Below are 24,617 nucleotides of genomic sequence, written 5' to 3'. Positions count from 1 at the left end.
AGAGATCAAATGGCTGATCTGACAACAGAATTTCTGGGGATCAAATCCCCCAACCCGTTCTGGCTGGCCTCTGCGCCGCCGACCGACAAGGAATACAACGTCCGCCGCGCCTTTGAGGCCGGATGGGGCGGCGTGGTCTGGAAGACCCTTGGCGCCGAGGGCCCGCCGGTGGTCAATGTGAACGGCCCGCGTTACGGCGCGATCTGGGGCGCTGACCGCCGTCTCTTGGGCCTCAACAATATCGAGCTGATCACCGACCGGCCGCTGCAGACCAACCTGGAGGAAATCACCCGGGTCAAGAAGGACTATCCGGACCGGGCCGTGATCGTCTCGATCATGGTTCCCTGCGAGGAGCAGGCCTGGAAGGACATCCTGCCGCAGGTGGAGGCCACCGGCGCCGACGGGATCGAGCTCAACTTCGGCTGCCCGCATGGCATGGCCGAACGCGGCATGGGTTCCGCTGTGGGGCAGGTGCCGGAATACATCCAGATGGTCACCGAGTGGTGCAAGAAATACTATTCCAAACCGGTGATCGTGAAGCTGACCCCGAACATCACCGACATCCGCAACCCGGCGCGGGCGGCGCACGCCGGCAACGCCGATGCGGTCAGCCTGATCAACACCATCAACTCGATCACCTCGGTGGATCTGGACAATATGGCACCGGAGCCGACCATCGGCGGCAAGGGCACCCACGGCGGCTATTGCGGCCCGGCGGTAAAGCCGATTGCGCTGAACATGGTGGCGGAAATTGCCCGCGACCCGCAGACCCGCGGCCTGCCGATTTCCGCCATCGGCGGCGTCACCACCTGGCGCGACGCGGCGGAGTTCATGGCGTTGGGCGCAGGCAACGTGCAGGTCTGCACCGCGGCGATGACCTATGGCTTCAACGTGGTGAAGGAGATGATCTCGGGCCTGTCGAACTGGATGGACGAGAAAGGTTACACCTCCACCGAGGACTTCATCGGCATGGCTGTGCCGAATGTAACCGACTGGCAGTATCTGGACCTTAACTATGTGACCAAGGCCAAGATCAGCCAGGACGACTGCATCAAATGCGGCCGCTGCTACGCGGCCTGCGAGGACACCTCGCATCAGGCAATTGCGATGAGCGAAGACCGGGTGTTCACCGTGAAGGACGACGAATGCGTCGCCTGCAATCTCTGTGTGAACGTCTGCCCAGTGGAAGGCTGCATCACCATGGAGGAGGTGCCCGCAGGCCAGATCGACGAGCGCACCGGCGAGGTGGTCTCGGGCGAATACGCCAACTGGACTACGCATCCGAACAACCCGTCGGCCACGGCCGCGGAGTGAAAAAAAACGCGCCCTGACGGGCACGTGCCTCCGGCGGGGGGTATTTGGAGCAAGAGGAAAGGGCGGTCCATCCGGACCGTCTTTTTCATGTCAGCTTTTGGGCGTAAGCATCCGCCGGTACAGGGTTTCCAGATACTCCGGCGCGGCGTCGAACGGGTCTTCTTCCCCCATCAGCGTGCGCACCTGGGCGTCGAAATCTGCGTAATGCTGGGTCAGCGACCAGATCGAGAACAACAGGTGCTGGGGGTGCGCCCGGTTGATCCGCCCGGCATCCATCCAGTCCTGCAGCAGCTGCGCCTTTTCCTCCACCAGCACCTTTAGGTCGGTCGCGATCACCTCGCGCAGCCGCGGTGCACCCTGCACGATTTCATTGGCATAAAGGCGGCTTTCGCGCGGGAAATCCCGGCTCATCTGCAGCTTGCGCTGCACATAGGCGAGGATCTCCTCCAGCGGATCGCCCTCAGGGTTCAGGCTTCGCAGCGGGTCCAGCCAGGTGTCCAGCAGCCCTGCCATCAGCTCGTTGAAAATCGCTTCTTTGGAAGGGAAGTAGTAAAGAAGGTTCGGTTTCGACAGCCCCGCCGCCTTGGCGATCTGATCCACGGTCGCGCCGCGGAAGCCGTGGCTGGAAAACACGTCCAGCGCCGCTTCCAGGATGGCAGCGCGATTCTTCTTCTGAATGCGGGTGGGCGCGCGGTCTGCGGGCATGGTCGTCCTTGTCTGGTTCTGCCGCCTGGGGCCGGCGAAAGCACGGAATTTCACCTGTTTCCTGCATCGGGGCCGTTTTTTGCAGGGCTCTTGCGGCAATTTCTTGACTGATGGTGAACCCGTGATAGCGTGAGTTTGACCAGTTGGTCAAATCAATGTCCGGATAGCGAACAGACCGGCTTGGTGAAGGACCAGCGTTCGAAGCCACCTAACACGGCGTCAAGCCGGAGCAAGCCTGCAAAGACGGGCGCACAGGGAAGGAAGCTGAGATGACGTCGCTTGGACAGAATCTGAAAATCAATGGCGACAGGCTGTGGGACAGCCTGATGGAGATGGCCAAAATCGGCCCCGGCGTGGCGGGTGGCAACAACCGCCAGACGCTGACGGATGAGGACGGCGAAGGCCGCGCGCTGTTCCGGAAATGGTGCGAAGAGGCTGGCTGCACCATGGGGCTGGACCAGATGGGCAACATGTTTGCAATGCGTGCAGGCACCGACCCGGACGCGCTGCCGGTCTATGTCGGCTCGCACCTGGATACCCAGCCGACCGGCGGCAAGTACGACGGTGTTCTGGGAGTGCTGGCGGGGCTGGAGCTGATCCGCTCGCTCAACGACATGAACATCAAGACCAAGCATCCGATCGTGGCCACCAACTTCACCAACGAGGAAGGCACCCGCTATGCGCCGGCCATGCTGTCGTCGGGGGTGTTTGCCGGAATTCACACCCAGGACTGGGCCTATGACCGGGAAGATGCGGAAGGCAAGAAATTCGGCGATGAGCTGAAGCGCATCGGCTGGCGCGGCGAGGAGGAAACCGGTGCCCGCAAGATGCAAGCTTTCTTTGAGCTGCACATCGAACAAGGGCCGATCCTGGAGGCCGAGGGCAAGGATATCGGTGTCGTGACCCACGGCCAGGGCCTCAGCTGGACACAGGTGACCATCACCGGCAAGGACGCGCACACCGGCTCCACCCCGATGCCGATGCGCCGCAACGCGGGCCTTGCGATGGCGCGGATCCTGGAGCAGGTGGACGAGATCGCCTGGAGCCACGCGCCCCATGCGGTCGGCGCCGCGGGCCATATCGACGTTTACCCGAACTCGCGCAACGTGATCCCCGGCAAGGTAGTCTTTACCGTCGATTTCCGCAGCCCGGAGCTGGATGTGATCACCGATATGGAAAACCGCCTGCGCGAGAAGGGCACCCGGATTGCCGAGGAAATGGGAGTAGAGATCGAGTTCGAGAAGGTCGGCGGCTTTGACCCCGTGGCCTTTGACGAGGGCTGCGTGAGTGCGGTGCGCAATGCGGCGGAGCGGCTGGGCTATTCGCATCTGGATATCATCTCGGGCGCAGGCCACGATGCCTGCTGGATCAACCGGGTGGCGCCGACCGCGATGGTCATGTGCCCCTGTGTCGATGGCCTGAGTCACAACGAGGCCGAGGAGATCAGCAAGGAATGGGCCGAGGCTGGTGCCAATGTGCTGTTCCACGCGGTGGTCGAGACAGCGGAAATCGTGGAGTAGGGGGCGCTGCCCCCGCGGCCCCTTGGGCCGCTCCCCCGGAGTATTTCCGGAAAGATGAAACACGCTGCGCCAGATAGCGGAAGAAATAAGTGGAGGCGTGAAAATACGCCCCGATTCAGGGAGTTAAAACCATGAGTAAAGTCATCAAGAACGGCACCATCGTGACTGCCGATCTGACCTACAAAGCCGATGTGCTGATCGAAAACGGGGTTATCACCCAGATCGGGCCGAACCTGAAAGGCGACGAGGAGCTGGACGCCACCGGCTGCTATGTGATGCCGGGCGGGATTGATCCGCACACCCATCTGGAGATGCCCTTCATGGGCACCTACAGCTCGGACGACTTTGAGTCCGGCACCCGCGCAGGGCTGGCGGGCGGCACCACCATGGTGGTGGACTTTGCGCTGCCCAACCCGGGCGAGAGCCTGCTGGACGCGCTGAAGCGCTGGGACAACAAGTCAACCCGCGCCAACTGCGACTACTCCTTCCACATGGCCGTGACCTGGTGGGGCGAGCAGGTCTTCGACGACATCAAGACCGTGATCCAGGAGCGCGGCATCAACACCTTCAAGCACTTCATGGCCTACAAGGGCGCGCTGATGGTGAATGATGACGAGCTTTATGCCTCTTTCCAGCGGCTGGCAGAGCTGGGCGGCATCGCCATGGTGCATGCCGAAAACGGCGATGTGGTGGCGGAACTGTCGGCCAAGCTGCTGGCACAAGGCAACACCGGCCCGGAGGCGCACGCCTATTCCCGCCCGCCGCAGGTGGAGGGCGAGGCGACCAACCGTGCCATCATGATTGCCGATATGGCGGGTGTGCCGCTGTATGTCGTTCACACCTCCTGCGAGGACAGCCACGAGGCCATCCGCCGGGCCCGGATGCAGGGCAAGCGGGTCTGGGGCGAGCCGCTGATCCAGCATCTGACGCTGGATGAGAGCGAATACTTCAACAAGGATTGGGATCACGCCGCCCGCCGGGTGATGTCGCCGCCGTTCCGTAACAAGCAGCATCAGGACAGCCTGTGGGCCGGTTTGCAGTCGGGCTCCTTGTCGGTGGTGGCGACGGACCATTGCGCCTTTACCACCGAGCAGAAGCGCTATGGGGTTGGCGATTTCACCAAGATCCCGAATGGCACCGGCGGCCTGGAGGACCGGATGCCTATGCTGTGGACGCACGGTGTGGAAACCGGCCGGCTGACCCCGAACGAGTTTGTTGCGGTTACGTCAACAAACATCGCCAAGATACTGAATTGTTACCCGAAAAAGGGCGCGGTTCTGGTTGGCGCCGACGCCGACCTGGTGGTCTGGGACCCGGAAAAGCGCAAGACGATTTCGGCGGACACCCAGCAGTCCTCGATCGACTACAACGTGTTCGAGGGGCATGAGGTGAAGGGCCTGCCGCGCTTTACCCTGACCCGCGGCCATGTGGCGGTGCATGACGGCGAGATCAAGTGCCAGGAGGGCCACGGCAAGTTCGTCGCCCGGGAGGCCAACACCACGGTGAACAAGGCGCTGTCGACCTGGAAGGAACTGACGGCGCCGCGCCCGGTAGAGCGCACCGGCATCCCGGCAACAGGCGTGTAAATCAGGAGCGGGCTGCCGGTAACGGCGGCCCGTTTTCCTGTGTGAAATCAAGGCGAAGATATGAATATGGAACCGACCACCCAGGCAATCCGTTCCGAGGCCGCTGCGTCCGCACCTGCCCCCGCTGACTGCGTGATCGAGGCCCGGAATCTGGACCTGACCTTCCAGACCAACGACGGGCCGGTGCATGCGCTGAAGGATGTGAGCCTGGAAATCAACAAAGGCGATTTTGTCTCCTTCATCGGGCCTTCGGGCTGCGGCAAGACCACCTTTCTGCGCTGTATCGCGGCGCTGGAGACACCGACCGGTGGCAGCCTGAGCGTCAACGGCATGACCCCGGATGAGGCGCGCCGCAACCGGGCCTATGGCTATGTGTTTCAGGCGGCGGGGCTGTACCCGTGGAGGACCATCTCCAAGAACATCAAGCTGCCGCTGGAGATCATGGGGTATTCCAAGGCGGAGCAGGAAAGGCGCGTTAACCAGGTGCTGGAACTTGTTGAATTGTCAGGCTTTGGCGGCAAGTTTCCCTGGCAGCTGTCGGGCGGGATGCAGCAGCGGGCCTCCATTGCCCGGGCGCTGGCGTTTGATGCCGATATCCTGCTGATGGATGAACCTTTCGGGGCGCTGGATGAGATCGTGCGCGACCATCTGAACGAGCAGCTCTTGAAGCTGTGGGCGCGGACCAACAAGACCATCGGCTTTGTCACCCACTCGATCCCGGAGGCGGTGTATCTGTCCACCAAGATCGTGGTGATGTCGCCGCGGCCGGGGCGCATCCATGATGTCATCGACAGCACCTTGCCCAAGGAGCGGCCGCTGGATATCCGCGACAGCCCGGAATTTATCGAGATCGCCCACCGGGTGCGCGAGGGCCTGCGGGCGGGGCATGGCGATGACTGAATTTGCCAGAACGACCCGCCGGAATTGGGGGGTGCCATCCGTGCACCCCCTGTACACCCCCTGTGCACCGGTTGGCTGCCGTTTGCGGAGGGTGCAGCGATGAAGAACCTTGTTGCCGTCCTTACCGTTGTCGCGGCCATTATCGCCCTCTGGTATGCGGCCTGCGTGCCGATGAACATCAAGGGCGTGCTGGATCAGGCAGAGCGGGCAGGGGCGGAAGTGGTCCCGGCCACCGCCAAGGCGCGCCGGGACATGAGCGAGATCGGGCTGGTGGCGAAGAACACATTTGCCATCAATGGCACCTGGGTGCAGGACCGCCCGCGGCTGCCCGCGCCGCATCAGGTGGCGGTGGAGCTGTGGGAGACCACGGTGGAGAAGAAGATCACCTCCAAGCGCAGCCTGATCTACCATGCGCAGGTGACGCTGTCGGCAACCCTGCTGGGGTTTGCCATCGGCACTGGCCTCGGCATCCTGCTGGCGGTGGGCATCGTGCATAGCCGGGTGATGGATATGTCGGTGATGCCCTGGGCAATTGTCAGCCAGACCATCCCGATCATCGCGCTGGCGCCGATGATCATCGTGGTTCTCTATTCCATCGGGGTGCAGGGGATCATTCCCAAGGCGGTGATCTCGGCCTACCTCAGCTTTTTTCCCGTCGTTGTCGGCATGGTTAAGGGCTTGCGCGCGCCGGATGCGATGCAGCTGGATCTGCTGAAGACGTATAATGCCAACACGAACCAGGGGTTCTGGAAGCTGCGGCTGCCGTCCTCGATGCCGTATCTGTTCGCCTCGCTGAAGATCGGCATTGCAGCGTCCCTGGTGGGGGCCATCGTGGGCGAACTGCCGACCGGCGCGGTTGCAGGGCTTGGTGCGCGGCTCCTGGCGGGCAGCTATTACGGGCAGACGGTGCAGATCTGGTCGGCGCTGTTTGCGGCGGCGATCCTGGCGGCGGCGCTGGTGGCCTTGCTGGGCTTGATCGAGAAGCTGGTCCTGAGCCGGATGGGGGTGCGGGCATGATGGATGTTTGGAAAGAGGGCTCTGCCCTCGCCGCTGCGCGGCTCACCCGGGATATTTTTGGCCAGAAGAACAGGGGGATCCTGTCATGATCATGGTGGTTCTTGCCGTTCTGGTCTGGTGTTTGGGGTGGTGGCTGAACAGCCGGCTGGCCAATAGCCCGGCGTCGAAAACCCGTGCGGTGCAGCTCTTGGTGCCGGCCATCTTCGGCATAACCGTGCTGCTGGTTTGGGAGCTGCTGGTGCGGGGGCTGGAGGTATCGCTGGTGATCCTGCCTGCGCCTTCGGTGATTGCGGAGCGGTTCATGGCGAGCCTTCCCATTCTATGGGCAGATTTTGCCCAGACCATCCTGAAGGGCGCGCTTGGCGGCTATGTGATCGGCTGCGGCGCGGCCTTCCTGACCGCGATTCTGGTGGACCGCAGCGATTTCCTGCGCCGCGGGCTCTTGCCGGTGGGGAACTTTGTCGCCGCGCTGCCGATTGTCGGCACCGCGCCGATCCTGGTGATGTGGTTCGGGTTCGACTGGCAGTCCAAGGCCGCCGTGGTGGTGGTCATGGTATTCTTTCCGATGCTGGTGAACACGGTGGCGGGCCTGCGCGAGACCTCGGCGATGCAGCGCGATCTGATGCAGACCTATGCGGCGACCTACTGGCAGAGCTTCTTCAAGCTGCGGCTGCCTGCGGCGCTGCCGTTTGTGTTCAACGGTCTCAAGATCTCCACCACACTGGCGCTGATCGGGGCGATCGTGGCCGAGTTCTTTGGTTCGCCCACAGTCGGGATGGGGTTCCGCATCTCCACCAGCGTCGGCCAGCTGGCGCTGGATATGGTCTGGGCCGAAATCGTGGTGGCGGCGCTGGCGGGATCGGCCTTTTACGGGCTGGTAGCGCTCATTGAGAAGAGCTTCACTTTCTGGCACCCGTCGCAGCGGGGCTGACAGGAAGAAGCCATCCCGCCAGGCGCGGGGCGGCTTTGCCGGAAATTTGCGCGGGGCGCCCGCAAGGGCAGGCCTGATAAAGAAAAAACTTTGAACGGATGGCCGAACCCGGGCAAGCTTCACATCATAATCAATAGGGAGAAATGAGACATGAAACATATTTTGACTGCGGCGGCTTTGGCGCTGGGGGCAACCGGGGCGGCGCAGGCGGCGGATGATGTGACGCTTCAGCTGAAGTGGGTGACCCAGGCGCAGTTCGCGGGCTACTATGTGGCGCTGGACAAGGGGTTCTACGAGGAAGAAGACCTGAATGTCACTATCCTGCCGGGCGGCCCGGATATTGCGCCGACCCAGGTGATCGCCGGGGGCGGCGCCGATGTGACGGTGGAATGGATGCCTGCGGCGCTGGCGGCCCGCGAAAAGGGCCTGCCGCTGGTCAATATCGCGCAGCCGTTCAAATCCTCCGGCATGATGTTGACCTGCTGGAAGGACACTGGCATCGCAGCACCGGAAGACCTGGCCAACCGTACCCTGGGCGTCTGGTTCTTCGGCAATGAGTTCCCCTTTATGAGCTGGATGAGCCAGCTGGGCATCTCCACCGAAGGCAAGGGCGAGAGCGGCGTGGAAGTGCTGAAGCAGGGCTTTAACGTCGACCCGCTGCTGCAGCGCCAGGCGGACTGCATTTCGACCATGACCTATAATGAATACTGGCAGGTCATCGACGCAGGGGTGTCGCCGGATGAGCTGATCACCTTCAAGTATGAGGACCAGGGCGTCGCCACGCTGGAAGATGGGCTTTATGTGCTGGAGGAGAACCTCGGGAACCCTGAGTTCGCGGACAAGATGGAGCGCTTTGTGCGGGCCTCGATGAAGGGCTGGAAATATGCCGAGGAGAATCCTGACGAGGCGGCGGAGATCGTGCTCGACAATGACGCCTCCGGCGCCCAGACCGAGGAGCACCAGAAACGGATGATGGGCGAGATCGCCAAGCTGACCGCAGGCAGCAACGGCGCGCTGGACCCGGCGGACTATGAGCGGACCGTTTCCACGCTGATGGGCGGCGGGTCCGACCCGGTGATCACCAAGGAGCCGGATGGCGCCTGGACGCACGCGATTACCGATGCGGCCCTGAAATAAACCGCCGTTGCGGCTGACAGGAAAAGCGCAGGCCCGCCGGCTTCTGCCCGGCGGGCCCATTTTTTGCTTTGAGAGAACTTTGTAAATACTCCGGCAATTCTGCCAGGATGGTGAATTACACGTATGAGGAGCAGATATTCGTGTTAGCATCCCCTCATGGGAGAGATCCACGCTCATACCCCTGAGGGGCAGAGGCCAGACGGAAACCCGCCGCAAAACGTGTGTTTCTGCCAGCGGCCTGAGACTCCGGATTGCACAGTGCGCCACGCGCCGTGCGGGCGTGCAGCCCTGTTGGATGTGGCCAGCAGCAGCTGCGAGCTGCCGCTGATGGCGCTGTGCGAGGCGGCGCACCGGCGCAAGCATGAAACCGGCCGTGCCCAGGTACTGATCCTGTTTGAGGCCGAACCGGTTGCTCCGCCGCTTGCGGCGTCGCCGCAGGAAGCAGAGAGCGGGGCGGACATGACACCTGTTCTTGTTTGCTGCCTGGAGAAAATCGGCCACGCCGACCTGCTGCATGCGCTGGCCTGCGGATTTGACGTCATTCACCTGCAATCTTGCCCAGGTTCTGCCGCCAGGACGCACCAGCAGCAGCAGGTGGAATTGGCCCGCGTTCTGGGCGGGCTGGGCAGGGTCCTTCTGTTTGACGATGCCGGCATTCTCGCACGGCGTCTGGAGGCGGGGATCTTTCCGTTCCCCTCCGTCGCACCCGACGTGCTGGCGGTGGGCAACCGCAGGGATACCGCGCGGGCCAGCGCCGCGGCGCTGCTGCCGGCCAGGGCCGTCACTATCGCGCTCCCGGAGCAAGCCCCATATGGGGCGGTCAGTCTGGACGAAACCCGCTGCACCCATTGCAGCAGCTGTGTCTGGGTCTGCCCGTCAGACGCGCTGAGCCTTACGGAAGACGGCAGCGCGCTGAGCTTTGTGGAATCCTTGTGCTTTCAGTGCGGCCTGTGCGTTTCGATCTGCCCGCAGCGTGCGCTGAGCATGGAGCCGGGTATGGATCTGACCGCGTCAGCGGTTTTGCCGCATCTGCTGTCGGGGCAGGACGATCGTGCAGGGGACAGCAGCGCAGAGGAAGGGCACACGGGCGTGCCGCCGGTTCAGCCCGCGGGATAGCTGTGGCTGCCTTGCGCGGGCCTGGCGTCGCTTAGCTCTGTTCCAGGAAACCGCCGTACTGGCCGCGTTTGAAGATCAGCCCCTTGCCTGGACGGGTGGTCACGCTGGCCACCTCGCCGATCACGATCGTGTGGTCGCCTGCCGGATGGGCTGCAAAGCGGCGGCAGTCGAACCGGGCAATCACCCCCTCCAGCGCCGGTGCGCCTTGCGCGTTCGGCTGCCAGGCGGCGGCTGCGAAGTCCTCGCCGTTGGCGGCAAAATGCTTGGCCAGCCCCAGCTGATCCTCTGCCATCACGTGAATCGCGAAATGCTCTGCCGCGACAAAGGCGCCGTGGCGCAGCGAGGCCTTGGCCGGGCACCAAAGCAGCAGCGGTGGCTCCAATGAGACCGATGTGAAGCTGTTGACGGTGATCGCCAGCGGGCCGCGCGGGGTCTGGGTGGTGATAACCGTCACCCCGGTGCCGAAGCAGCCGAGCGCATCGCGGTAGGCCCGGGCGGTGTCCGGCCCGGGGATGAAGCTGGTGTCGGCCATATCGCGCGCCTTTTGTTCGTTCCGGCCAGTGACCTGCCACGCATGGGCGTGATTGTCTAGCCAGGGTCAGAGCACTAATTCATGTCCTCGATAAGGCGGCCGTGCTTGCGGGTCTCCTCCAGCACCGCGCCAAAGGTGGTGAGACCGCGGGCCTCCAGCATGGGCAGCATCTTGCAGAACACTTCCGCTGTGGCCTGGGCATCCCCCATTGCAGTGTGGCGCAGAGCCGGCGGTATCGTCACCTCCAGCCGTTCGCACAGCGCATCCAGCGTGTGGCTCTGCGAGGCGCCGAACAGCACCGCGCTCAGCAGCACGGTGTCCAGGACCGGCTGCTCCCAGGTGACACCCGCGCGCTTAGCGTGGCGGCGCAGAAAGGCCATGTCGAAAGGCGCGTTATGCGCGACGATCACAGCGTCCGAGGCAAAGCGGTGGAACCCGCGGGCGGCTTCGCCAATGTCCGGCGCGCCCTGGACCATGGCATCGCTGACGCCATGCACCTTGGTAGAGGCAGCGGGGATTGGCGTGCCGGGATCGACCAGCGTCTCGAACTGCTCGCCCTGGATGATGCGGTTGCGCACCACCCGCAGCGCGCCGATCTGCACGATCTCGTCCTTGTGCGGCAGAAGGCCGGTGGTTTCGGTGTCGAACACCACATAGCTGAGGTGCGAGAGTTTGCGGTGGTCCAGCTCTGCGTGCTCCGTGTCCAGCAGGGCAAAATCATAAACCAGCGGGCGCGAGTCATCAGGGGCGAGGCCCGCATGGGTGCCTTCGAACAGGATAATATAGCCGGGCGCGCCGCCCAGCGGTTTCAGCCGCAGATCGAACACTTGGGCGCCGCTGGCGCTTTTCACCTCGGCCTTAACCTCCATGCCGCTGCGCACCAGCCGGCCATAGGCGGCCTCCAGCCCGGTCAGGTCCAGATAATCGGACAGCGGCGCATTGAGCCTCGGCGGCGCTTCCTGCGCCAGCACGGCGGCGGCCTGGCCGTCATAGAGCACGATCTGATGCGCGGGGCTGGCCATCACGGTGGCTATGGGAATATCCGTCAGCAGTGCGGCGAGGCGGGCTTTCTCTGCTTCCAGATGCTCGGTCTCGCGGGCGATGGCCTCCGCCGCGCTGAGGGCAGAGTCGCCCAATTGGCCCGCCAGCCCCTCGGCAGCGGCCGCCAGATCGCCCAGGTAGCGGGCGCCGTGGGTGTCCAGCTCCTTGTTCACCCCGGCATGGGCCCGGGCGCGCATCCCTGCTGCCAGCCGTTCGATCGGCTTGGCCACGTTTTCGTCGAACAGCAGCCAGACCCCGGCGCACAGCCCAAGCATGGCAAAGCTGCTGAGCAGGCCGGAGAAGATGAAGGCATCGGTCAGACCCGGCTGGCCCGCGCGGCTGTAACCAAGCCACAGCGCGCCGCCGGTGACGGCGATGCCGCCCAGCGCCAGCAGGCAGAAGAACAGGAAAACCCGCAGGCGCAGGCTGAGACGTGACAGCATCGCTACTCTCCGCAGGCCGTGTTCAGAAGCGCGTCTTCCGGGCCGCCGGCAACCCAGTCGAGTCCCGTGGGCAGGCTGTTGCCGGAAAAGACGGTGCCGCTTGCCACCAGCGCGCGGCGCCATTTGCCGCAGTCCAGCACCGCAGGCCGCTTGCTCACCGGCGCCCAGCGGCCGAAGAAATAGACCTCGGCCAGATAGACCTGCGGATGCGCCTCGTGGCTTTTCATGGTGGCGGTGTCGAGTGCGGCAAAGCGGTCCACATAAGGCACGGCATAGGTCCAGGGGCGGTAAAAGCTCTGGTTGTGAACTGTTTCCGCCACTTCCAGCCCCTCAGGCAGGGCCGCTTTGGTGCGCCCGTACCAGCCGTATTCCGAGGCGATGGTGACGCCGATCATCGCAAGCCCCGCAGCCACCGGCGCCATCCAGCGCGGCAGCCGCCCTTTCAGCGTCCGGTTCAGCAGCATCACCACGCCCGCCGCGGCGATGCCTGCAAAAATCACCGCAATCAGTTCCAGAAACATCCCAACTCCCCGATGGCCCCCCGGCCTTTTCATCTTTCCCAAAATACTCCCGCCGGAGGCTCCAAGGCTCTCCGCAGGCGCTGCCGTCAGCTCAGCATTCCCTTACCGTGCCCAACCGCCGATTGCATTGTCTTTACCACAACAAAGGCGTCGCGCAGATGACTTCGCTCAAAATCCGACAGATCCGACGGCGCCAGATAATTGTCCGGCGCCTGACCGCTGCGGATCTGCGCCGCCTGATGCTCAAGCCGGGTCTGGGCGATCAGGTCGTAGGCGTCCAGCAGATCGCGCGCGCCGGAGGGGCTGAGCACTCCCGCGGCCTCTGCCGTTTCCAGCCGGGCGCGGGTGTTGACCTCCGCCAGCTGGCCTTGCAGCGCGTAGATGCGGCCCAGGTCCACCACCGGCACGACGCCGTTGTGCTTCATGTCCAGCGTGTTGCGGTGCTCGCCCGAGCGGATGGTGGCCAGTCCGCGCAAGAGGCCCAGCGGCGGGGCATGCTTGAGCGAGTTGGCGATCATGTGGGCAGTGAAAATCGAATTGGCGCTGGCGGCCTTCAGGGTCTCCTGCTGCAGATCGGCAAACAGCGCGGTATCGCCGCCGATGGGGCGCAGGTCAAACATCACAGAGGCCAGCATCTGCGCCTCCGGGTTCGGCTTGGCGATCCAGCCGCGGAAATAATCGCGCCAGACCCGCAGCGGCTGCCGCCAGCGGGGATTGGAGGCCATCATGTCACCCGGGCAATAGACATAGCCGCAGGTGTTGAGCCCGTCGCAGACAAATTTGGCGAGCTGCTCGAAATAGGCCTCGTCGCCTTCGGCCAGGTCATCGGACAGGATCAGGCAGTTGTCCTGGTCGGAGACGCCGGTCTGCTCGCGCCGCCCTTGCGAGCCGCAGGCGAGCCACAGGTAAGGCACCGGGGCGGGGCCTAGTTTTTCCTCCGCCAGCGCCAGCAGGCGGCGGGTCGCGGTGTCGGCGATGTCGGTGATCAGCCGTGTCACCACCTCATGCCGGTTGCCGCCCGCCACCAGCTGCACCAGCAGGCGGGGGATTTCGGCGGTGACCTTGGCCATGTCCTCAGCCGAGCCGGCACGGGCGATGGCAGAGACCATCTCGCCCGAGCTGACCGCCTGGAAGCGGGTGAGGTCGGTCTGGGTGACGATGCCCGCGAGCCGCCCGGCCTCAACCACCGGGATGTGGCCGATGCCGTGCTCCATCATCATGTGCAGCACGTCGGAGCCGATAGCGGAGGGCGCCAGGGTCAGCGGATCCGGGGTCATCACGTTGCAGACGGGGGTGGAGATCGGCTTGCCCGCGGCGAGGATTTTGGCGGTCAGGTCGCGGGTGGTGAGGATGCCTTGCAGGCTGTCCCCGTCGGTCACGCAGACGGAGGAGATGCGGCGGTCCCGCATCAGCTGCGCCGCGCCCTGGCAGGTGAGGCCGCCGGAACAGGTGACGGGATCGCGCGCCATGATCGCCTCGACCCGTGTGGTGGCCAGGCTGCCGGTGTCCGTGCTGCCGGGGCGGCGGCGGTCGAAGAATTTGGCTACTTTGGGCTGGCTGGCCATCAGGGCATGAAAATCCGCCTTGGGCAGCAGCAACAGGATTGTGTCCTTGGTTGTCCGGGCAGAGGTCACGGCCCGGCCGCCGCGGGTCAGCCCGCGTTCGCCAAAGGAATTGCGGGGTCCGAGGATGGAGACGGGAATGCCGTTCTCATCGGTCACTTCCACCTCGCCGGTATGGACCAGGTAGAGCCCCTGCAGCTCCTCGTTCAGCGCATAGACGGGGGCGCCTGCTGCGGCCTCGATCTGGCGGAACTTGGGGGCCAGCTCCTGCAACAGCGCCGGTTCCAGGCTGTCGTAGGGGTGGACCGAGGTCAGGAAGCGGAGCAGCGCGGCGTCAGATAGGGGCATGTTGGTACCTGCGTGAAATCAGGAAAAAAATGGTCCCGCCGAGTGTGAACCGGACGGGACCATGAGGAAAGAGGCGGGCCGCTGGGAGCAGCCCGCCCAGGGGAGTTTAGTGGTCCTGTGCGGCCCCGGCGCCGCGCGGGATGCGAACGCTTTCCACCAGCTCTTCGATCTCGGCGGGGATCGCCTCGCTCGACTTCGACACCATGAAGGCCACCGCGAAGTTCACCATTGCGCCAATCGCACCGAAGGAGGTGGATTTGATGGTGCCCAGCAGCGGGTCCGCATCGGTGAAGGAGTTGGTGCCCGGGATGAACAGCCAGCCCTTGTGCAGGAAGATGTAGACCAGGGTCACGATCAGGCCTGCCAGCATGCCGGCCACGGCGCCCTTGTTGTTCACCTTGGTGAAGATGCCCATCATCAGCGCCGGGAAGATCGAGGCTGCGGCCAGGCCGAAGGCCAGTGCAACAGTCTGCGCGGCAAAGCCCGGCGGGTTCAGACCCAGGTAGGTTGCCACACCGATGGCCACGGCCATGGCGATACGGGCCGACAGCAGCTCGCCTTTTTCCGAGATGTTCGGGTTGATCGAGCCTTTGATCAGGTCATGCGACACAGCCGAGGAGATCGCCAGCAGCAGGCCCGCAGCGGTCGACAGTGCAGCCGCCAGGCCGCCAGCCGCCACCAGACCGATCACCCAGCTGGGCAGGTTGGCGATTTCCGGGTTGGCCAGAACCAGGATGTCGCGGTTGAACTTGGTCAGTTCATTGCCAGCCCAGCCGTTTGCGGCGGCAGTTGCCTGCAGCTCTTCGGACTGGTCGTTGTAGTACTGGATTGCACCGTCGCCGTTTTTGTCTTCCCAAGCCAGCAGGCCGGTTTTCTGCCAAGTCGCCATCCAGTCGTACTGCGGATCGTTTTCGATCTGCTGCACGGTCACGGCGCCGCCTTCGATGCCGCCGTTCGGCCACATCATTTCGGTGATGTTCAGGCGCGCCATGGCGCCAACTGCGGGAGCGGTCAGATACAGCAGCGCGATGAACACCAGGGTCCAGCCGGCCGACCAGCGGGCGTCAGCCACGCGCGGCACGGTGAAGAAACGCATGATCACGTGGGGCAGGCCCGCGGTGCCGATCATCAGCGACAGGGTGAACAGCACCATGTTGAAGGTGTCGGCGTGGTGCAGTGTGTACTCCTTGAAGCCCAGCTCGGTCACGATGGCGTCCAGCTTGGCCAGCAGCGGTTCACCCGAAGCGGCATGGTCGCCGAACAGGCCCAGGGCCGGGATCGGGTTGCCGGTCAGCTGCAGCGAGATAAAGATCGCCGGGATAGTGTAGGCGGTGATCAGCACGCAGTACTGGGCGACCTGGGTGTAGGTCACGCCTTTCATGCCGCCGAACACGGCGTAGGCAAAGACCACACAGGCACCGATAAGCAGGCCCGCGGTGTTGGAGACCTCCAGGAAGCGGCCGAAGGCCACGCCGACGCCGGTCATCTGGCCGATCACGTAGGTGGTCGAGGCCACGATCAGGCAGATCACGGCCACCACGCGCGCGGTCGGGGAATAGAACCGGTCGCCGATGAACTCGGACACGGTGTACTTGCCGAACTTGCGCAGGTAGGGGGCCAGAAGCAGCGCCAGCAGAACGTAGCCGCCGGTCCAGCCCATCAGGAAGGTGGAGTTGTCATAGCCGGTAAAGGCGATGAGGCCCGCCATCGAGATAAAGGAGGCCGCCGACATCCAGTCGGCTGCGGTTGCCATGCCGTTGGTGACAGGGTGAACACCCCGGCCTGCGGCATAGAATTCAGATGTGGAGCCCGCGCGGGCCCAGATCGCGATGCCGATGTAGAGCGCAAACGACGCGCCCACAAACAGCAGGTTGATGGTAAACTGGTCCATCTTATTCTTCCTCCACGCCGTATTCGCGGTCCAGCTTGTTCATCCGGAACGCGTAGAAAAAGATCAGCCCCAGGAACACCAGGATCGAGCCTTGCTGGGCGAACCAGAAGCCCAGATCGCTGCCGCCGACCTTGATGCCCGCAAGCATCGGGCGCAGCAGGATGCCGAAGCCGAATGAAACAACAGCCCAAATCACCAGGCTGACTAGAATGATGCGCACGTTCGCCGCCCAATAGCCTTTATCGGCTTCGGCGGTTTTTGCCGCATTTGTGGTTTGATCCGCCATGGCGGCTCCTCCTTCTTCCTCCTGAGCCGCCGCGGGGGACCGGGCAGGCTCTCTCCGTTTGCCTGGCTCCGTGTCAGGGGGCGCAGGCATGACTCCTCCGGTCCGCCGGGGCGGTGCCGATGGGTATTCCAATGTCCGGGAGACGGGGTCCTGCCGGTCAGGGCAGGCCCCGCTTCTTGTTCGTTAGCTGGTGGCCTTGGTCACGATGGCCGCCATATCCTGGGCGATGTCGTCGATACCGCCCATGGCATCCGTGGTTTGCAGCACGCCCTTGCCGCCGTAGTAGGCAATCAGCGGCGCGGTCTGCGCGTGATAGGCCTCCAGCCGGCTGGCAACGGTCTCTGCATTGTCATCGGCGCGGCGCTTCATTTCGGTGCCGCCGCACTTGTCGCATTTGCCCGCCTCGGCAGGCTGCTTGAAGCTGTCGTGGTAGCCCTCGCCGCAGCCGCCGCAGGTGTAGCGGCCGGAAATCCGCTCGACCATCGCGGCGTCATCCACCTCCAGGCTGATCGCCGCATTGATCTTCTGATTGGTCTCCGCCAGCAGGCCGTCCAGTGCTTCGGCCTGCACGGTGGTGCGGGGGAAGCCGTCGAGGATCACGCCTTTGGCGCAATCAGGCTCTGCCAGGCGGTCGCGCAGGATGTTGATCACGATCTCATCGCTGACCAGCTGGCCTGCTTCCATCACCGCCTTGGCGGCGAGGCCGGCGGGCGTGCCCGCGGCAACCGCCTCGCGCAGCAGGTCGCCGGTCGAGAGCTGCACGTAGCCGAATTTCTCTTCAAGCATCCGCGCCTGGGTGCCCTTGCCGGCGCCCGGAGGCCCCAGCAGGATCAGAACGGCGGGACGGGTCATAACTGCCACATTCATTGCTCAATCACCCCTTGTTCGCACGGTTTTCAATCAGGTCTTCGACCACCGACGGATCTGCGAGGGTCGAGGTGTCGCCCAGGGAGCCGAAATCGTTCTCGGCGATCTTGCGCAGGATGCGGCGCATGATCTTGCCGGAGCGGGTTTTCGGCAAGCCCGGCGCCCACTGAATGACGTCCGGGGAGGCAATCGGGCCGATCTCGGTCCGCACCCAGGTGCGCAGTTCCTTCAGCAGCTCATCCGACGGCTCGCGGTCATTCATCAGGGTGACATAGCAGTAGATGCCCTGGCCCTTGATCTCATGCGGGTAGCCGACCACGGCGGCCTCGGCCACGGCGGCGTGGGCCACCAGGGCGCTTTCGACCTCGGCGGTGCCCATGCGGTGGCCGGAGACGTTGATCACGTCGTCAACGCGGCCAGTGATCCAGTAATCGCCATCCTCGTCACGGCGGCAGCCGTCGCCGGTGAAGTAATAGCCCTTGTAGTCGGAGAAATACGTTTTCTCGAACCGCTCATGGTCGCCCCAGACGGTGCGCATCTGGCCCGGCCAGCTGTCTTTGATGCACAGCACGCCTTCGACGCCGTTGCCTTCGATCTCGACGCCGGACTGCGGGTCCAGAACCACCGGCTGGATGCCGAAGAAGGGTTTCATCGCCGCGCCCGGCTTCATCGCGTGGGCGCCCGGCAGCGGGGTCATCAGGTGACCGCCGGTCTCGGTCTGCCACCAGGTGTCGACGATCGGGCATTTGCCCTTGCCGACGACCTCATTGTACCAGGTCCAGGCTTCGGGGTTGATCGGCTCGCCCACGGTGCCCAGCACCTTGAGATCGCTCAGATCGCACTTTTCGACCCATTCATTGCCCTGGCCCATCAGGGCACGCAGCGCGGTGGGGGCGGTGTAGAACTGGTTCACCTTGTGCTTTTCGCAGACCTGCCAGAAGCGGGAGGCATCGGGGTAGGTCGGCACGCCTTCGAACATCAGGGTGGTGGCGCCATTGGCCAGCGGGCCATAGACGATATAGCTGTGGCCGGTCACCCAGCCCACGTCCGCGGTGCACCAGTAGATGTCGCCGTCGTGGTAATCAAAGGTGATCTCATGGGTCATCGCGGCATAGGTCAGGTAGCCGCCGGAGGTGTGCACCACGCCCTTGGGCTGCCCGGTGGAGCCAGAGGTGTAGAGGATGAACAGCGGATCCTCGGCGTTCATCTCGGCCGGCTTGCAGTAGTCGTCCGCTTCCAGCGCCATCTCGTTGTAGTCATAGTCGCGCCCGTCCACCCAGGTGGTCTGGCCGCCGGTGCGCTTGACCACCAGGCATTTCACCGTGTCCTTGGTGTGCAGCAGGGCGGCGTCGGCGTTCGACTTCAGCGGGGTCTTGCGGCCGCCGCGCGGCGCCTCGTCGGCGGTGATGATCACCTTGGCGTCGCAGCCGTTGATGCGCGCGGCCAGAGCGTCGGGGGAGAAGCCGGCGAAGACGATGGAATGAATGGCGCCGATGCGGGCGCAGGCCAGCATGGCATAGGCCGCTTCCGGGATCATTGGCAGGTAGATAACCACCCGGTCGCCCTTGCGCACGCCCATCTCTTCCAGGATGTTGGCCATCCGGCAGGTGCGGCGGTGCAGCTCCTTGTAGGTGATGTGCTGCGCGTCCTCGTTCGGATCATCCGGCTCCCAGATGATTGCGGTCTGGTCGCCGCGGGTGTCCAGGTGGCGGTCGATGCAGTTGGCGGAGACGTTCAGGGTGCCGTCGGCAAACCAGTTGATCGAAACATTGCCGAAGTTGTAGTTCACGTCCTTCACCTGGGTGAAGGGTTTGATCCAGTCGATGCGCTTGCCTTGCTCGCCCCAGAAGGCTTCCGGGTCGTTCAGCGAGGCGTCATACATCTCCTGGTATTTCGCGGCATTGACATGCGCGCGGGCAACGGTTTCGTCGGATGGCGGATAGACAGCGTCTGCGTGCAGCGCGTTCATTCGGTTTCCTCCCAGAAATTTTATTGGCAAGACAAACGACACTGCAGTGCCGTGGCTGTCAAACCGTTTCCTCCTGGGCATTGATAATACCGCGTGCTGAAAATTTGTGAATAAGCGACCGGTTTTTAAGCATTTCATTGTCAACGAATTTCCCCTTGGGTTGCGGTTCTGTAAATGTTTTGACAGCCGAATACGCTGCATTTGGGAAAAACAAAGGTTTAGGTGTAAACGCTTTTGCGGTCGTTTTGCGGGTGAAACCAGGGCGGATTGACCAAAGGGCAGCTTGGGCAGCGGAAACAGGCCCAGCCGTGCTGCGGCATATTGTGCCAGGCCGCCCGGCGGCGGGCCGCACGCAGGCGCCCGTGGCTGAACGCGAGTCGCTGCGTCACCTTTTTGCCGGGGGGTTGGCAGGGCGCGGCCTTGCGGCTAGCCTGTCGGGCAAGCGTCCGCCTGCCGCACGTGCAGCGGGCAAAAAGGGCGCAATCCGGGAGAGTTACATCATGAACAGATTTCTGACCGCCGCTGTGGCGGCGACTGCTGGCATTGCAATGGCGGGCGAGGCTGCCGCAACTGAGTGGAACGTGTCCCTGTGGGGCAAGCGCCGCGCCTTTACCGAGCATGTGGAGAAACTGGCAGAGCTGGTTTCTGAAAAGACCAATGGCGAGTTCACCCTGAACATCAGCTATGGCGGCCTCAGCAAGAACAAGGAAAACCTCGACGGCATCTCCATCGGCGCCTTTGAGATGGCCCAGTTCTGCGCGGGCTACCACCGCGACAAGAACCCGTCGATCACAGTGCTGGAGCTGCCGTTCCTGGGCGTGAACACGCTGGAGGAAGAGGTGGCCGTGTCCCACGCGGTCTATTCCCACCCGGCGGTTGAGGCCGATCTGGCGCGCTGGAACGCCAAGCTGCTGATGACTTCGCCGATGCCGCAGTACAATATCGTCGGTACCGGCGAGCCGCGCGATGAACTGGCAGAGTTCAAGGACATGCGGGTGCGCGCCACCGGCGGCATCGGCCAGGCGTTTTCCGCCGTTGGCGCAGTGCCGACCTCCGTGACCGCGACTGAGGCCTATAACGCGATGGAATCCGGCGTTGTCGACACCGTCGCCTTTGCCCAGCACGCGCACCTCAGCTTTGGCACCATCAACAAGGCCGACTGGTGGACCGCCAACCTGAACCCGGGCACCGTGAACTGCCCGGTGGTGGTCAACACCGATGCCTATGAGGCCCTCAGCGACGCCGAGCGCGAGGCGCTGGACAGCTCGGTCGAGGAGGCGATTGCCCATTACCTCGACAACTACGGCTCGCTGCTGACCAAATGGGACAGCGTTCTGGAGGAAAAGGGCGTCGAAAAGGTGATGATCTCCGAGGAGCAGCTGGCCGAGTTCCGCAAGGTGGCCGCCGACCCGATCCGCGAGCAGTGGATCAAGGACATGAGCGATCAGGGCCTCCCGGCGCAGGAGCTGTACGATCTGGTGCAGAAGACCCTGAGCGACCACCGCTCGGGCAGCTGAGCCTGACATGATAGGGAAGGGCCGGGCGGACAGTTCCGGCCCTTCTTGTCTTTGACGATACTGTAAGATGGGGGCAGGGCATGGCGGCAGGAGCAGCAGTCCTGGAGGATGGCAGCCTGATCAGCAGGCTGGACCGCGGGTTATTGAAAGCCGAGCGCCTGCTGGCGCTGCTGAGCGGGATTGCGGTGTTCTCGCTGATGATCCTGGCGGTGGTCTCGGTCGGCGGACGCAACGCGATGAACGCGCCTTTGCCAGGCTATGTCGACTGGATCGAGCAGATCATGCCGCTGATTGCCTTCATGGGCATCGCCTATGTGCAGCGCGAGGGCGGTCACATCCGCATGGACATCTTCATCGGTGCCCTCAGGGGGCGAGCGCTATGGCTGTTCGAGCTGGTCTCGGTGGTGCTGATCCTGTTGCTGATCCTGGCGCTGGTCTGGGGCAGCTGGGCGCATTTTCAGCGTTCCTTCGACTTTGCCGCGCCGCTCTGGAGCCGTGACAGCTCCATCGACATCGGCCTGCCGATCTGGCCCGCCAAGCTGCTGGCGCCGGTGGCCTTTGCGGTGCTGGCGCTGCGGCTGGTGCTGCAGATCTGGGGCTACGGCCGTGCCTTCGTCTTGGGGCTGGAGGCACCGGTGGCAGTGCCGCTGGTCCAGAGCGCGGCGGAGCAGGCGGCGGCAGAGGCGGATCAGCTGGCCGGCCATGACAGCAGCACTGGTGATAATTCTACTGGCGGGCAGGGGTAAGGCGCATGGAACCCATTGAAATCGGCCTGTGGGTCACGGGCGGCCTGCTGGCGATGGTGGTCCTGGGGATGCGGGTGGCCTTTGCGGCCGGCCTTGCAGGGCTTATCGGCCTCATTTGGATCTTCTGGGCCAAGTTCGGCTATGACCCGGCCCGGTTCGGCAAGGCGCTGACTGTCTCGGTCAAGATCGCCGGCCAAGTGCCGCACTCCAAGGTGTCCAGCCAGGCGCTGAGCCTGATCCCCACCTTTATCCTGATCGGCTACCTGGCTTATTACGCGGGGCTCACGCGCGCGCTGTTCACCGCCGCCAAGCGCTGGATTGCCTGGCTGCCCGGCGGGCTGGCGGTCTCCACCGTCTTCGCCACCGCGGGCTTTGCCGCAGTGTCGGGCGCTTCGGTCGCCACCTCCGCCGTCTTTGCCCGCATCGCCATCCCGGAGATGCTGGACATCGGCTACAACAAGCGCTTCGCCGCAGGCGTGGTGGCAGCGGGCGGCACGCTGGCCTCGCTGATCCCGCCGTCGGCGATCCTGGTGATCTATGCCATCATCGTGGAGCAGGACGTGGGCAAGCTGCTGCTGGCGGGCTTCATCCCCGGTGCGTTTTCGGCGGTGATCTACGGTCTGCTGATCGTCGGTATTGCGGTGATCTTCAAATCCGTCGGCCCGCCCGTCAAAGGCTTCACTTGGGGTGAGCGGTTCGCCGCGCTGCCCGGGGCGCTGCCGATCATCCTGGTGGTCGTGATCATCATCTGCTTTGTCTACAACCCCTTTGGCGGCGACGCTTGGGGCACCCCGACCGAAGGCGGTGCCATCGGGGCCTTCATCGTGTTCCTCTATGCGCTGAAGGAAGGCATGAAGTGGACCGAGCTGAAATCGGCGCTGCTGGAGACCGCCAAGCTGACGGTGATGATCTTCACCATCATCTGGGGGGTGCTGATCTATGTGCGCTTCCTGGGCTTTGCGGATCTGCCGGGAGCGTTTTCGGATTGGATCACCTCCTTGGAGATGAGCCCGATGGTGATCCTGATCTGCATCCTCCTGGCCTATGCGGTCTTGGGCATGTTCATGGACGCAATCGGGATGCTGCTGCTGACGCTGCCGGTGGTTTACCCGGCGGTGATGGCGCTGAATGGCGGTGAAAGCGTTGCGGCTGCTGACAGCGCCTTTGGCATGAGCGGCACCATGTGCGCGATCTGGTTCGGCATTCTGGTGGTGAAAATGGCCGAGTTCTGCCTGATCACTCCGCCGATCGGGCTGAACTGTTTCGTCGTGGCAGGCGTGCGCCCTGACCTGAGCGTGCAGGATGTGTTCCGCGGCGTGATGCCGTTCTTCGTGGCGGACGCGGTGACCATTGCGCTGCTGGTCGCCTTCCCAGGGATTGTTTTGTACCTGCCGTCGTTGGCTGGGTAGAGGACGGGTGGGAAAGGCGCTCAGGGCTCACCAAAGCAGATGCAAGCGTCAGACCCGCCTTCACATGATCCCTGCCTGCCAGCGCCAGCCGTCGGCCCCAAGCAAAACAGCCGCATCCCCGCCTTCGGGCGGGGCCCCTCGGCGGTTTCGCTTGATCCCGCCGCCTGTCCCCGGCTGCCTGTGCTCATGCGAAGGCGGCTCCGAAGCAGATCGGCTTGGCAGGCGGCGGCGCAGGGCCTATATGGCGCGGCATGAGAGATTTTGCCCCCCTGCACCAGGCTGCGCGTTTGAGCGTCGCGCCGATGATGGACTGGACCGACCGGCACTGCCGCTATCTGCACCGGCTGCTGAGCCGCGAAGCGCTGCTTTATACAGAGATGGTGACCGCGCCGGCCCTGGTGCGCGGCGGCGCGCTGCATTTGCTGGAGTTCAATCCGCAAGAGCATCCGGTGGCGCTGCAGCTGGGCGGCTCGGACCCGGTGGAACTGGCAGAGGCGGCCCGGCTGGGCGCGGATGCGGGCTATGACGAGATCAACCTCAACTGCGGCTGTCCCAGCGACCGGGTGCAATCCGGCGCCTTCGGGGCGGTGCTGATGCAGACGCCGGAACTGGTAGCGGACTGTGTGGCCACCATGCGCGAGGCGGTGGACGTCGAGGTCACCGTCAAGTGCCGCATCGGCGTTGATGAGCAGGAGCCGGAGGACGTGCTGCCGGATTTCCTGGAGAAGATCCGCGCGGCGGGCTGCCGGCGGGTGACCATCCACGCCCGCAAGGCCTGGCTGCAGGGCTTGTCCCCGAAAGAAAACCGGGACATTCCGCCGCTGGACTATGATCTGGTGCACCGGATGAAGGCGGCGTTTCCGGATCTGCATGTCTCGATCAATGGCGGCATTGCCACGCTGGCGGAGGCCAAGGCGCATCTGGACCGTGGTCTGGACGGGGTCATGGTGGGCCGCGCGGCCTATCACCAGCCCGCCGATGTGCTCTGTGCGGCGGACCCTGAAATCTACGGCACCGGCGCGGTGAGCGATGCAGGGGAAGCTGTACGGCAGATGCTGCCCTATATCGAGGCGCGGCTCAGCGAGGGCGCCAAGCTCAACCAGATCACCCGGCACATGCTGGGGCTGTTTGCGGGCAAGCCGGGGGCGCGGCAGTGGCGGCGGATGCTGTCCGAAGGCGCTTGCCGCACCGGGGCCGGGCCGGAGCTGGTGCAGGAGGCGCTGGCGCAGGTGGAGAACCGCGCCGCGGCGTGACGGAAC

The 24,617-nt window shown here is 64.1% G+C and carries 21 protein-coding genes; 12 read left to right on the top strand and 9 right to left on the bottom strand.

Annotated elements, in window-relative coordinates; all coding sequences use genetic code 11:
• Positions 1–9 precede the first annotated feature (9 nt).
• The gene (gene preA / locus AC4HIX_RS01755; RefSeq protein WP_490397639.1) at positions 10–1,314 is read left to right on the top strand and encodes an NAD-dependent dihydropyrimidine dehydrogenase subunit PreA; all 1,305 of its coding nucleotides are present in this window, start codon (positions 10–12) and stop codon (positions 1,312–1,314) included.
• A gap of 90 nt (positions 1,315–1,404) precedes the next feature.
• Here preA and AC4HIX_RS01750 read toward each other — a convergent pair whose 3' ends face one another.
• A complete protein-coding gene (locus AC4HIX_RS01750; RefSeq protein ID WP_490397638.1) occupies positions 1,405–2,019 on the bottom strand; it encodes a TetR family transcriptional regulator C-terminal domain-containing protein in 615 nt (204 codons plus the stop codon).
• 269 nt (positions 2,020–2,288) lie between these two features.
• On the opposite strand from AC4HIX_RS01750, the gene AC4HIX_RS01745 reads away from it, so the two are divergent.
• The 7 genes from AC4HIX_RS01745 (at position 2,289) to AC4HIX_RS01715 (ending at position 10,226) form a co-directional block, all read left to right on the top strand.
• Positions 2,289–3,539 (top strand): Zn-dependent hydrolase, encoded by a 1,251-nt coding sequence (locus AC4HIX_RS01745; RefSeq protein ID WP_490397637.1) that lies wholly within the window; start codon positions 2,289–2,291, stop codon positions 3,537–3,539.
• Between the two features lie 131 nt (positions 3,540–3,670).
• A complete protein-coding gene (hydA, locus tag AC4HIX_RS01740; RefSeq protein WP_490397636.1) occupies positions 3,671–5,125 on the top strand; it encodes a dihydropyrimidinase in 1,455 nt (484 codons plus the stop codon).
• A gap of 60 nt (positions 5,126–5,185) precedes the next feature.
• Positions 5,186–6,025: an ABC transporter ATP-binding protein gene (locus AC4HIX_RS01735; RefSeq protein WP_490397635.1), complete on the top strand. Its 840-nt coding sequence runs from the start codon at positions 5,186–5,188 to the stop codon at positions 6,023–6,025.
• Positions 6,026–6,124: 99 nt separating this feature from the next.
• Positions 6,125–7,042 (top strand): ABC transporter permease, encoded by a 918-nt coding sequence (locus tag AC4HIX_RS01730; protein ID WP_490397634.1) that lies wholly within the window; start codon positions 6,125–6,127, stop codon positions 7,040–7,042.
• 85 nt (positions 7,043–7,127) lie between these two features.
• Positions 7,128–7,973: an ABC transporter permease gene (locus AC4HIX_RS01725; RefSeq protein ID WP_490397633.1), complete on the top strand. Its 846-nt coding sequence runs from the start codon at positions 7,128–7,130 to the stop codon at positions 7,971–7,973.
• Positions 7,974–8,123: 150 nt separating this feature from the next.
• Positions 8,124–9,110: an ABC transporter substrate-binding protein gene (locus AC4HIX_RS01720; RefSeq protein ID WP_490397632.1), complete on the top strand. Its 987-nt coding sequence runs from the start codon at positions 8,124–8,126 to the stop codon at positions 9,108–9,110.
• A gap of 258 nt (positions 9,111–9,368) precedes the next feature.
• Complete coding sequence (locus AC4HIX_RS01715; protein ID WP_490397631.1) at positions 9,369–10,226, top strand: 4Fe-4S dicluster domain-containing protein; 858 nt, start codon at positions 9,369–9,371, stop codon at positions 10,224–10,226.
• Positions 10,227–10,257: 31 nt separating this feature from the next.
• Here the strand turns inward: AC4HIX_RS01715 and AC4HIX_RS01710 are convergent, their stop codons facing one another.
• The 8 genes from AC4HIX_RS01710 to acs form a co-directional block, all read right to left on the bottom strand.
• Entirely contained in the window at positions 10,258–10,758 is a 501-nt protein-coding gene (locus AC4HIX_RS01710) for a flavin reductase family protein (RefSeq protein WP_475051565.1), read from the bottom strand.
• A 74-nt stretch (positions 10,759–10,832) separates the two neighbouring features.
• Entirely contained in the window at positions 10,833–12,242 is a 1,410-nt protein-coding gene (locus tag AC4HIX_RS01705; protein ID WP_490397630.1) for a 3'-5' exonuclease, read from the bottom strand.
• Between the two features lie 2 nt (positions 12,243–12,244).
• Positions 12,245–12,763, bottom strand: a complete 519-nt coding sequence (locus tag AC4HIX_RS01700; protein WP_475051571.1) for a hypothetical protein — start codon at positions 12,761–12,763, stop codon at positions 12,245–12,247.
• Positions 12,764–12,849: 86 nt separating this feature from the next.
• The gene (locus tag AC4HIX_RS01695) at positions 12,850–14,673 is read right to left on the bottom strand and encodes a DUF294 nucleotidyltransferase-like domain-containing protein (protein ID WP_490397629.1); all 1,824 of its coding nucleotides are present in this window, start codon (positions 14,671–14,673) and stop codon (positions 12,850–12,852) included.
• A 106-nt stretch (positions 14,674–14,779) separates the two neighbouring features.
• Complete coding sequence (locus AC4HIX_RS01690; protein ID WP_490397628.1) at positions 14,780–16,564, bottom strand: sodium:solute symporter family protein; 1,785 nt, start codon at positions 16,562–16,564, stop codon at positions 14,780–14,782.
• A 1-nt stretch (position 16,565) separates the two neighbouring features.
• Positions 16,566–16,850, bottom strand: a complete 285-nt coding sequence (locus AC4HIX_RS01685; RefSeq protein WP_222503016.1) for a DUF4212 domain-containing protein — start codon at positions 16,848–16,850, stop codon at positions 16,566–16,568.
• Between the two features lie 183 nt (positions 16,851–17,033).
• A complete protein-coding gene (locus tag AC4HIX_RS01680; RefSeq protein WP_475051578.1) occupies positions 17,034–17,717 on the bottom strand; it encodes an adenylate kinase in 684 nt (227 codons plus the stop codon).
• A 7-nt stretch (positions 17,718–17,724) separates the two neighbouring features.
• Positions 17,725–19,686 (bottom strand): acetate--CoA ligase, encoded by a 1,962-nt coding sequence (gene acs, locus AC4HIX_RS01675; protein WP_490397627.1) that lies wholly within the window; start codon positions 19,684–19,686, stop codon positions 17,725–17,727.
• 500 nt (positions 19,687–20,186) lie between these two features.
• On the opposite strand from acs, the gene AC4HIX_RS01670 reads away from it, so the two are divergent.
• The 4 genes from AC4HIX_RS01670 to dusA all read left to right on the top strand — a co-directional run bounded on the left by AC4HIX_RS01670 (position 20,187) and on the right by dusA (position 24,611).
• Positions 20,187–21,203 (top strand): C4-dicarboxylate TRAP transporter substrate-binding protein, encoded by a 1,017-nt coding sequence (locus AC4HIX_RS01670; protein ID WP_490397626.1) that lies wholly within the window; start codon positions 20,187–20,189, stop codon positions 21,201–21,203.
• Positions 21,204–21,283: 80 nt separating this feature from the next.
• Entirely contained in the window at positions 21,284–21,949 is a 666-nt protein-coding gene (locus AC4HIX_RS01665; RefSeq protein ID WP_490397625.1) for a TRAP transporter small permease subunit, read from the top strand.
• Positions 21,950–21,954: 5 nt separating this feature from the next.
• Positions 21,955–23,358 (top strand): TRAP transporter large permease, encoded by a 1,404-nt coding sequence (locus tag AC4HIX_RS01660; protein WP_490397624.1) that lies wholly within the window; start codon positions 21,955–21,957, stop codon positions 23,356–23,358.
• A gap of 251 nt (positions 23,359–23,609) precedes the next feature.
• Positions 23,610–24,611 (top strand): tRNA dihydrouridine(20/20a) synthase DusA, encoded by a 1,002-nt coding sequence (gene dusA / locus AC4HIX_RS01655; RefSeq protein WP_490397623.1) that lies wholly within the window; start codon positions 23,610–23,612, stop codon positions 24,609–24,611.
• The last annotated feature ends 6 nt before the right edge of the window (positions 24,612–24,617 follow it).

The sequence above is a fragment of the Leisingera sp. genome (assembly GCF_982940295.1).
This window is presented reverse-complemented; position numbering and strand designations above follow the sequence as displayed.

Coding starts and splice junctions, on each gene's coding strand:
- preA (WP_490397639.1), top strand. CDS start 10: ATGGCTGATCTGACAACAGAATTTCTGGGGATCAAATCCCCCAACCCG.
- AC4HIX_RS01750 (WP_490397638.1), bottom strand. CDS start 2,019: ATGCCCGCAGACCGCGCGCCCACCCGCATTCAGAAGAAGAATCGCGCT.
- AC4HIX_RS01745 (WP_490397637.1), top strand. CDS start 2,289: ATGACGTCGCTTGGACAGAATCTGAAAATCAATGGCGACAGGCTGTGG.
- hydA (WP_490397636.1), top strand. CDS start 3,671: ATGAGTAAAGTCATCAAGAACGGCACCATCGTGACTGCCGATCTGACC.
- AC4HIX_RS01735 (WP_490397635.1), top strand. CDS start 5,186: ATGAATATGGAACCGACCACCCAGGCAATCCGTTCCGAGGCCGCTGCG.
- AC4HIX_RS01730 (WP_490397634.1), top strand. CDS start 6,125: ATGAAGAACCTTGTTGCCGTCCTTACCGTTGTCGCGGCCATTATCGCC.
- AC4HIX_RS01725 (WP_490397633.1), top strand. CDS start 7,128: ATGATCATGGTGGTTCTTGCCGTTCTGGTCTGGTGTTTGGGGTGGTGG.
- AC4HIX_RS01720 (WP_490397632.1), top strand. CDS start 8,124: ATGAAACATATTTTGACTGCGGCGGCTTTGGCGCTGGGGGCAACCGGG.
- AC4HIX_RS01710 (WP_475051565.1), bottom strand. CDS start 10,758: ATGGCCGACACCAGCTTCATCCCCGGGCCGGACACCGCCCGGGCCTAC.
- AC4HIX_RS01705 (WP_490397630.1), bottom strand. CDS start 12,242: ATGCTGTCACGTCTCAGCCTGCGCCTGCGGGTTTTCCTGTTCTTCTGC.
- AC4HIX_RS01700 (WP_475051571.1), bottom strand. CDS start 12,763: ATGTTTCTGGAACTGATTGCGGTGATTTTTGCAGGCATCGCCGCGGCG.
- AC4HIX_RS01695 (WP_490397629.1), bottom strand. CDS start 14,673: ATGCCCCTATCTGACGCCGCGCTGCTCCGCTTCCTGACCTCGGTCCAC.
- AC4HIX_RS01690 (WP_490397628.1), bottom strand. CDS start 16,564: ATGGACCAGTTTACCATCAACCTGCTGTTTGTGGGCGCGTCGTTTGCG.
- AC4HIX_RS01685 (WP_222503016.1), bottom strand. CDS start 16,850: ATGGCGGATCAAACCACAAATGCGGCAAAAACCGCCGAAGCCGATAAA.
- AC4HIX_RS01680 (WP_475051578.1), bottom strand. CDS start 17,717: ATGAATGTGGCAGTTATGACCCGTCCCGCCGTTCTGATCCTGCTGGGG.
- acs (WP_490397627.1), bottom strand. CDS start 19,686: ATGAACGCGCTGCACGCAGACGCTGTCTATCCGCCATCCGACGAAACC.
- AC4HIX_RS01670 (WP_490397626.1), top strand. CDS start 20,187: ATGAACAGATTTCTGACCGCCGCTGTGGCGGCGACTGCTGGCATTGCA.
- AC4HIX_RS01665 (WP_490397625.1), top strand. CDS start 21,284: ATGGCGGCAGGAGCAGCAGTCCTGGAGGATGGCAGCCTGATCAGCAGG.
- AC4HIX_RS01660 (WP_490397624.1), top strand. CDS start 21,955: ATGGAACCCATTGAAATCGGCCTGTGGGTCACGGGCGGCCTGCTGGCG.
- dusA (WP_490397623.1), top strand. CDS start 23,610: ATGAGAGATTTTGCCCCCCTGCACCAGGCTGCGCGTTTGAGCGTCGCG.